Source organism: Streptomyces sp. NH27 (genome assembly GCF_056859195.1).
This window is the reverse complement of the sequence record NZ_JACEGK010001135.1, coordinates 1-256: the sequence shown is the minus strand read 5'-3', so window position 1 is coordinate 256 and position 256 is coordinate 1. Positions and strand designations below refer to the sequence as shown.

The 256-nt window shown below is 66.8% G+C and carries 1 protein-coding gene; it reads left to right on the top strand.

What is annotated here, in order from left to right:
• Positions 1–256 (top strand): hypothetical protein (locus AC13HU_RS38385; RefSeq protein WP_483046607.1); only part of this gene is annotated, 256 nt, incomplete at both ends.

Below are 256 nucleotides of genomic sequence, written 5' to 3'. Positions count from 1 at the left end.
TCACCCGGACGACCGCCACCCTGACCCAGCGACTGACCCTGCCCCTGACCCTGCGTGAAACCCTCATTCCGCACGGCCGGGAACTGACTCGTATCACCCGGACCACCCGAAACCGGGAACGAACCCGTATCACCCGGACGACCGCCACCCTGACCCAGCGACTGACCCTGCCCCTGACCCTGCGGGAAACCCTCATTCCGCACGGCCGGGAACTGACTCGTATCACCCGGACCACCCGAAACCGGGAACGAACCCG